At 37.7% G+C, this 8,787-nt stretch carries 5 protein-coding genes and 1 pseudogene; all 6 read left to right on the top strand.

What is annotated here, in order from left to right; all coding sequences use genetic code 11:
* Window positions 1-93: 93 nt before the first annotated feature.
* A complete protein-coding gene (locus tag Q0625_RS14665; RefSeq protein ID WP_298828917.1) occupies window positions 94-1,161 on the top strand; it encodes a PKD domain-containing protein in 1,068 nt (355 codons plus the stop codon).
* Window positions 1,162-1,186: 25 nt separating this feature from the next.
* On the top strand, window positions 1,187-3,664 hold the full coding sequence (locus Q0625_RS14670; RefSeq protein ID WP_298828922.1) for an ATP-dependent Clp protease ATP-binding subunit: 2,478 nt from the start codon (window positions 1,187-1,189) through the stop codon (window positions 3,662-3,664).
* A 5-nt stretch (window positions 3,665-3,669) separates the two neighbouring features.
* Window positions 3,670-4,308 (top strand): NlpC/P60 family protein, encoded by a 639-nt coding sequence (locus Q0625_RS14675; protein ID WP_298828925.1) that lies wholly within the window; start codon window positions 3,670-3,672, stop codon window positions 4,306-4,308.
* A 69-nt stretch (window positions 4,309-4,377) separates the two neighbouring features.
* Window positions 4,378-7,767: a type VI secretion system tip protein VgrG gene (vgrG, locus tag Q0625_RS14680; RefSeq protein ID WP_298828928.1), complete on the top strand. Its 3,390-nt coding sequence runs from the start codon at window positions 4,378-4,380 to the stop codon at window positions 7,765-7,767.
* Entirely contained in the window at window positions 7,764-8,579 is an 816-nt protein-coding gene (locus tag Q0625_RS14685) for a hypothetical protein (protein WP_298828931.1), read from the top strand. Before vgrG ends, Q0625_RS14685 begins: the two co-directional genes overlap by 4 nt.
* Window positions 8,580-8,669: 90 nt before the next feature.
* A pseudogene (locus tag Q0625_RS14975) lies at window positions 8,670-8,787 on the top strand (DUF4280 domain-containing protein); the annotation flags it as partial.

Raw genomic sequence — 8,787 nt, forward strand, 5'->3', positions numbered from 1 at the left:
AAACAAAAATATATTTGAATTTTGTTGGTTGTTTCGTCAAAAATCACTAATTTGCGCCTCTAAATTACTATTGTTTCTTTAAAAAGAAGATATATGAATTATAATTCTACTGGTTTTTTTCCTAAATTTGACCCTAAAATCTATTGGAGTTTCGGAGTACTCCTTTGTCTTGGTATTTTCTTATTCATTTTCCAATGCTCTCGTCACGTCGATTGCGAGGAGGCTAACTTCTATGTCTTTGCCGATAACTATGCTGTGAAGGAAGTCATTGAGTTTGGTGATAAAACCAAAAATGCCAAATCGTGGAAATGGGATTTTGGCGATGGTTCTCCTGCCGATTTTAGACAGCGTACTTTCCACACCTATGAAAAGACTGGAGAATATGTGGTAACTCTTACTATCAATGGCTCTTGTACTTCTCAAAAGGTGCTTACCATTACCTCTCTCAATCAACAAGTAGGCTACCTGCCTACCATCAAAGCTCCTGATGTGGTCTTTTTAGGGGAGACTACTAAATTCATAGGACAAAAACAAGGAGGCATCTCATTCGAGTGGAGTTTTGGAGAAACTTCCTCTACTGATGCTGTGGGTGATTCTGTAACCTATAAGTTCAAACGTGTAGGGCAAAAGAAGATAACCCTTATCGTCAATGGAGATTTAGACCATATAGCCACCAAAACCATTTATGTAGCCCCTAAACACGTAGTGGCTAAAGAGCCTATTGATATGGAAAGCTATGAATATGAACAGCCCCATAGTGATTTTTCACTACCTATGGGCAAAGCGCAGAAAGACCCCTTGGTAGATATGCTTACCAATATTCCTGTAGCTCCTAAAACACCTAAAAAGGAAGATACCCTTCCTCCTACAAAAAAAGTACCTGACATTTCTAATGAACAGTTTATCCTGCTTCTCAATGGGGTCGCTTCACAAGCTAAGACAAAAGATGATTTTAAAGAATATCTTTGCGAGAATTACCAAGTGCCTGTAGTTATCAATGACGATAAAATTGTACCCTTTGTACAGTTTTGTAAAGAGATTTCTGGAAAGAAAATAAAAATAGAAACATTACGTCTGCAAAAAGACGTTAATAATACTTGTATCCAAAATATCCACATTTACTACAGAGTAAAAGGAAAGATATTCTGGAAAAAGGGATAATAACAATCATAAAAAATACAAAATAATGGAAGAAAAGAAATTGAGCTATGCCCCAGAGGTTACTAAAGCATTGGAGATAGCACAGAAAATAGCTCGTGAAAATATGAACGCTCGTTACTCTGGCGGACACTTATTGAAAGCCGTTCTCAACAGAGATTTACCACTCTTAAAGCTCTTGGAATCTAAAGGAGTCGATGTGTTCTATTTAGAAGAATGGGCTGAAGTGCGCATTGAGGAAGCTCTAAAAGCTACCAACACTTATTCCTGCGACCCCGATGAAGTGATAGACACTATCTTCACTGAAGCAGAAGCTATTCGGGAAATTTTAGATGAGGAGGAAATCTCCTTATGGGATGTATTTGTAGCATTGAGTACTCAGGGAGTAGCTTTTAATTTCGACCAAATGAAAACCTATCCTGTAACTCGTGCCGAACTCTTAGAAACGACCCCTCTTCCTGCTACCTCTACCGAAAAACCTTTCTCTTCTGCTCCTCTTTCTTCCACAGCTAAAGGTTTTTTGCAAAAATACTGTGTCAATAAAAAAGATGTCCTCAAAGCTAAAGCCTCAAAAGAAATACCTGTTGGCAGAGTTGCCGAAACTCAAAAAATTACCGAAATACTGTGCAGATTTAGCAAACAAAATGTGCTTATCATAGGCGATTCAGGTATAGGAAAAACTACCCTTATCAATAGTTTTGTACAGAAGGTTATAGCAGGTCAAGTCCCCGATGTGTTGTCTAACTTAGCCGTATTTGAATTGGATATGGGAGCCCTCATAGCAGGAGCTTCCTACAAAGGTGAAATAGAAGACCGTATCAAGAACATAGCCCAAGAACTGAAGCAATATCCTAAATCAGTACTTATCATCGAGGAATTACACGCACTTTTAGGTAACTCTTTTGATTCCTCTATGGCAAATCTACTTAAAAGTGAACTTACCAAAGGACTCACTGTTATAGGCACTTCTACTATCGATGAATTTACCAAGAAAATAGAAAAATCAGGTTTAGAACCTTTGTTTGAAAAGGTAGAATTGCAAGAAAGTGATGATGAAACCCATTTTAGAATGTTGCGTCAAACCCTTTCAGCTTACGAAAACCACCATCATATAGCCATAACCGATGAGGCAATTTGGGAAGCCATACGCCTTTCTAAAAGGTATTTAAAAGAGAAAAGTCTGCCTGCCTCAGCGATAGACCTCATAGACCATACAATGTCAGTTGTGAAAACAGCAGGAGCATCTTTCTTAAAAGAAAAAAATGCCTTGCTTACACAAATAATTCACTTGGAGGACAATACACAAGGTTTTACAGAAGAGCAACGCAAAAAGAACGCTGCTTGGTTATTGAATGATATCAAACAGCGTATTCCCTTTTTGTTAGATGCCTCTACCCTTTTAGAAGAGGAACAAACTACTACTTTTGAAACTGCTGATAGTCTATTGAGCTATGGACGCAAACTCATTACCGAAGCTGAAAAAGTAGCTCAAGAAAAACGTTCTCACATCACCGAATGGGATTTAGCCGTACTCATCTCTCAAAAAACGAATATTCCTATAGGCAAACTCAAAGAAGAGGAAAAACAGCGTTTGAGTGATATGGATGCTATTCTTTCCGAGCGGGTAGTAGGGCAAGACCACGCTATTGCTATTATCAGTGAGGCTGTACTCGAAAATCGCTCTGGATTGAGCAAAGCAGGACAACCGATAGGTTCTTTCTTCTTTTTAGGACCTACGGGAACAGGGAAGACAGAATTGGCTAAATCTTTAGCCGAATTCCTTTTCCAAGATGAGAACGCCATTATCCGTTTTGATATGTCTGAGTTCAAAGAAGAGCACTCAGCAGCCTTACTCTATGGAGCACCTCCAGGGTATGTAGGCTATGAGGAAGGAGGTTTATTAGTGAATAAAATCCGACAAAAGCCCTACTCTATCGTACTTTTTGATGAGATAGAAAAAGCCCACGCCTCTGTATTTGATGTATTCCTACAAATAATGGACGAAGGGAAGTTGCACGATCGTTTGGGTAAAGAAGGTGATTTTTCTAATGCCATTATCCTCTTTACCTCCAATATAGGCTCTGATTTTATTGTCAAATCCTTTACTGAGGGGAATATTCCTTCCTCATCTACTCTTTTAGAGATAATGAGTCGTTATTTCCGACCAGAGTTTTTGGGGCGTCTTACCGAGATAGTACCTTTTGCACCTATTAGCAAAGAAAATGCTCTAAAAATCTTTGAAATACATTTGAAAAAAGAGCTTTTAAACCTAACAGAGGGAATAAACATCTCACTCAATATTGCTCAAGAAGTAAAAGAGCATTTAGCAGAACAAGGCTATGATGCCACCTATGGAGCTCGTCCTTTAAAAGGTATCATTCGTGCCAAATTACGCCGTCCTTTGGCTAAGAAACTTGTAGCAGGTGAATTTAAAGAAGGAGATACTATAGAGGTACTCTGGGAAAATAATGAAGTCGCTTGGAAAAAATCGAACATAACCGAATAAACAGAATGAAAATCATAAAAATATTTTTAGTTACTTTTAGTACAATTACATTGTTATCTTGCTCGGCAAGCCGTTATCTTGCTGAGCTTCCTTATCATTACCCTACCGATGCTTTCTACAAAGCAGTATTAGCCCAAAAGAAACAAATCAATGAGCAATATACCTTGGTAGATGATAAGGGAGAAAACCTATCTGACAAGGAATTAGCCTTAAGAGAGAAATACTCCATTATTTTGGCTGTACCCCCTAAAAAAATCACTAATTATAAGCTTTATGCTTTTATAGATGAGTGGATAGGAACACCTTATAAGGAAAAGACCTTAGAAAAACAAGAAGGAGCAGATGCTTCTTACTTTATACAAGCCTTGTTCAGTGAAGTGTATGAAACTACTTTTCCCAAGACTCCCGATGGTATTTTCCGCTCTAAGGATTTACAACTTTTCACAGGGCGTACTTACTTAAAAGAAGGTGACATTTTGTTCTTTAGGTATGATAAGTTCAAACCTATTTCCGATGTAGGTTTGTATTTAGGAAATGGCAGGATATTGGCTTGTACCACACAAGGGCTAAATATCTATGATTTCAATGATGAGTACTTCCAAAAACGCTATACAAGTGCTGGAAGGCTCAAAGAGAAAAAGTAGGTTTTTCTATTCAAAACCTTGTCCATTCAAAAAATCTTTTGTACATTTGTCCCAACAAAAAACTAAACAATGAACACAGATAACCACCTCCCCAAGGACAACAGTTCTGTTCCTGGTCGTACCAATGATCCAGAAACCTTTGCGAAATTTGCTTCTGTAAAGAGCTACCAAGACTACCTTACTGATAAGGATAACCCCGTGGTGATGGTCACTCTCACGGTGAATGATCATGGATTCTTGGACAACACTACCTTTGAGACCTATCTTACCCAACATACCAACGCCCATGATGAGTTTACCATTGTGGTAAGCGATACTGCCATTGATGACTTCTATGGGCAAGTCATGCGAAACTCCAAAAACCTACTTGGAGAACCTATTACCATATACATCCACCACAAAGGCGCTGTAGTACAGTCGTTTAAAGGAATCATTACTCAGGTCTCTGACAAAAGAAACGAAGGCGGAGGCTATGGGAACCTGCATATCTCAGGCTATGGACTTAGCATCCTCTTGGATAGTGGAGAAGAATGCCAATCCTATGAGGATAAAACCCTCCCTAAGATCATCGCTGAGGCCACCAATGAGTATGGAGATGTAAAAGTCAATACCAAGGGGATGGTTAATACCAAATATAAAATCCCCTATGTAGTACAATACAAAGAATCTGATTACCAATTTATCCAACGCCTTGCCCGCCGCTATGGAGAGTTCTTCTTTTACGATGGTACCCAATTACAATTCAATAACGAGACGAGGCAAACCGTTCAGCTCTCTGAGGGTGACGACCTAATAGAGGTTTCCTTTGCACTAAAAATACAGCCACAACACTTTAGCTACCTCTCCTATGGGGTAGAAAAAGGAGAAGTGGAGGAGAAAAATACTAAAAACGTACGCCTGCAAGACAAGGGTAACCCGTTCCAGTTTGCCGCAGTAAAAGCCTCTGAAAAAGTTTTCACTAAGAAAACCAAAGTTCCCTATAATGCCTTTACAGAAGAATTTAGGGGCGACTACTTGGCCGATAATGTTCGCCGAGAGAAAGAAAGCAGGGAGCAGCTAATGGAGGTAAGAGGCCGTAGCCGTAATCCTAATCTGCGCATAGGAGGCTTTGTAAAACTCAAAGACATCAACGATAAGCCTATGGAGAGCTATCGTATTATTGATATTAAGCACCACCAGTCAGGTTATGACTATGAAAATGAGTTTGTAGCGATCCCTGATGTGTATATTGCCTACTACTATGACCGCGAAGCCCTTCCGAGAGCCGAACAACAAATAGCCAGAGTAACGGACAACAACGACCCTAAGGGCTTAGGGCGCGTGCGGGTACAGTTTATCTGGCAAGTAGCCAAGAAATTACAGACTCCTTGGATCAGGGTAGTACAACCTCATGCAGGAGGTGGCAAAGGTTTTTACTTTATTCCTGAGATAGGAGAGGAAGTATTGGTTGATTTTGAAGACCAAAATGCAGAAAGGCCGTTTGTAGTAGGAAGCCATTATAATGGGAAGGAATACAGCCCCTTCCATAATACAAACAACGATATCAAAGCCATACAAACAAGGAGCGGCCACAAACTCATCTTCACCGAAGACGAAAGTATCTTGCTCTCAGATAAGAATGGCAATACACTAAGATTCGATACCCAAGGTAAAAACATAGAGATAAGTGCCCCCGAGAGTATCTCATTGTGTGCAGGTAAAGACCTCAATCTTAGTGCCGGCAACAATTTAGTGATGGACGTAGCCAACACAGCTTTCTTCAATGTATTGCAACAAATGTTGGTAACTACTCCATTTATGAAACAACTCATTGCCGACTATTTCCACACCCAAGCTGGCAAAGCCCTTATCAACTCTGATGACCAAATCAAGATAGAAGCCCGAGAAACCAACGTGGCAGGGCTGGAAAAACTCTTTATCCACTCCGATGAGTTGGCAACGGTAAACTCTAAGGGCTTGCTTGAGGTGAAGGGAGAGCAAGGAACAAAGCATAGTAATAAGGCGGAAAGCCTTGCTGAAGACCCCGTTGTAATTGAAGGCAAAGCCTTAGTAATGTTCAGACCGAGTAGTGATTGGGAAGATGACTCTGCCTCAATTGATAACCCTACTTATGGCTTTGATTGGTATAGGGAAAATGACACTAACCTAATAGGTGATACAGCACAAATAGACACGCTTATGGGGTTCTATCACAATAATGACACTAATACTCCTTTTCAGCCTGAGAGTAGTACTGAGGTAATCGAAAAATTTAAAAGTGAGTATAGAAATGTAACAATAGATCGCGATGGCACACCATATAGGTATTTTGTGCCTAAACTTATCCTATATAAGAATGAAAATGAACAAGTAAGAAGTGTTGCAGCTCTTGATATCATATATGATGTGTATGAAGAGCCTAACAACCTCTTTATAGAATATGAAAGTAAATATTTTGAGGTTACAGAGCAGGCAGCTGCTACTGTATATGGAGTTTCTACGCATACTTCTCAACAAGTGCCACTCCCTGAGATAGCTTACACACCACCAGAAGGATATAACATATTTAAAATATCCTCAAAATCAGTTGGAAATCATAAAAGCATTACTGTTGAAATAGAGTGCTTAAAGCCTTTTGGAGATTTAAACGGAAAACAGATAAAAGCGTATGCTCTTACAGAAGGTACTAATGGGCAACCTGCGCAGAAAAAGATAGTAGGTGTCTTGGACGTAATGCCTAATAGCAAAGCCAATCGCAAAGTGGTAAAACTGCTAATGGTAAATGTAATTACAGATGCAGACTACAATGGAGTAGCTGAAAAAGGCTATGAAGCTCCAAAACTGTTAAAACAAAAGAAGTTCCTGAGAAAGTATTTGAGAAATTCTTTGATAGATCCTATATTTAAAAAAGTAGATTTAAATTTGGATAGATCTCCTGTTAAAGAGCATTTCAATCGAGTCTATACTCGTAACAACAATTTATTATATAATACACCTAATGGGCTTCCTCCTTTAAGTGTTTATTTAAAAGAAAAGCTCAAAGAAAAGTTAAAATCTATATTAAATGAAAGATTAAGGGGAAAAACAGTTAATATAGAAGAAGAATACAATAAAAAATATAAAGATTACCTCCCTATATTCTTTTTCTCTCAAAGATATTTTGATGATAGGCTAACTACGACAGCTTATTATAGCTCCAATAATTCAGTAGTAGCTACAAGCCGTATAAAGCCATTTGTGATAACACACGAAGTATACCATAGTTTGGGCTTACCTCATTCATTTGAAAATAAAAATCATATTCCTCAAGGAAATAGTAGAGAAATAGAAAGTAATGGAGAATATTCATTTGGATACCAAATGACCACCAATATTATGGATTACTCAGATCACAGGAATAATCTATTCTATTGGCAAATAAAAATAGTTCGTAGCAAAGCGGCTCCAGAACCTAACAATTATAGACCTGAACAGTTATGAAAAAATTGATCACGATTAGTTGTTTACTATTGGTAAACCTTAGTAATGCACAAAATATTTATGAGTTAAAAATTGATAAAAAAATGGATAAGAACAATCGCCCAACAATAGATAGTGGATTTGATATTCTTCATTTAGAAGAATATAAGGATTATTTAATCAAAGATCCAGATAATATTGATAAAGATGTTTATGAAAAGAAAACCTCTTCAGGAAAGATAGAATTAGAAGGAGGTTATGGAAATGATTATACTTACGAAAAATATTTTAATAATTCAAGTTATTGTATATTTAAGGTATATGATGCAAAAACATTGAAGATAAAAAGAAAATGCCTTTTAACACGTCCCGTAGATATCTTTCTTGGCAAAGAGTATCGCTATGATAGTAATGCTACCCTTATCAAAACCATTGACCACGATAAGGGATGGAATTTTAGTTATGAAGATGTGATTAATTATTTATATGACAATATAGAAGATGAAGTAGAAATATTCATTTCTTCTATCAAAAAAAGAGTATACCAAAATAGAAATTATTGGCAAGTAGAAACTAATACAATGTTTTGGAAAAACAATCATTTCTTACGTATAGATGGAAATACGGGTGAGATACTGTGTCATCTTATTTTGTATGCAGAAGAAAACGCTCCTGCAATAAATGTGCTTAAAACTATTGTACCTAATAAGATAGATAAACTTCCTCCTGAAGAAAATAAATATCTTCATTGGATAGATGAAAATGGCAAAAAGTATCAAACCCCAGACACAAGGCGGAAAGTCAATGGCATTTCATATACCGAAGAAGAATGAAAAGCCTATGAGGAAGAACAATGGCAACGCTATCAGAAAAATAAAGGAAAGAGTTGGTGGAAGCGATTATTTAGTTAAAATGTATAAGTTATGCCACAAATCATCACTAATACTGCAGAACTCAGTTGCAATCAAGGTACTGCAACGAGTAATCTCAATGTTACAAGTCAAGATTTTGTAACTATTGAGGGTAAAGCTATGGCTACTG

Origin of the sequence: uncultured Capnocytophaga sp., from assembly GCF_938029845.1 — a bacterium.
Lineage (GTDB): Bacteria > Bacteroidota > Bacteroidia > Flavobacteriales > Flavobacteriaceae > Capnocytophaga.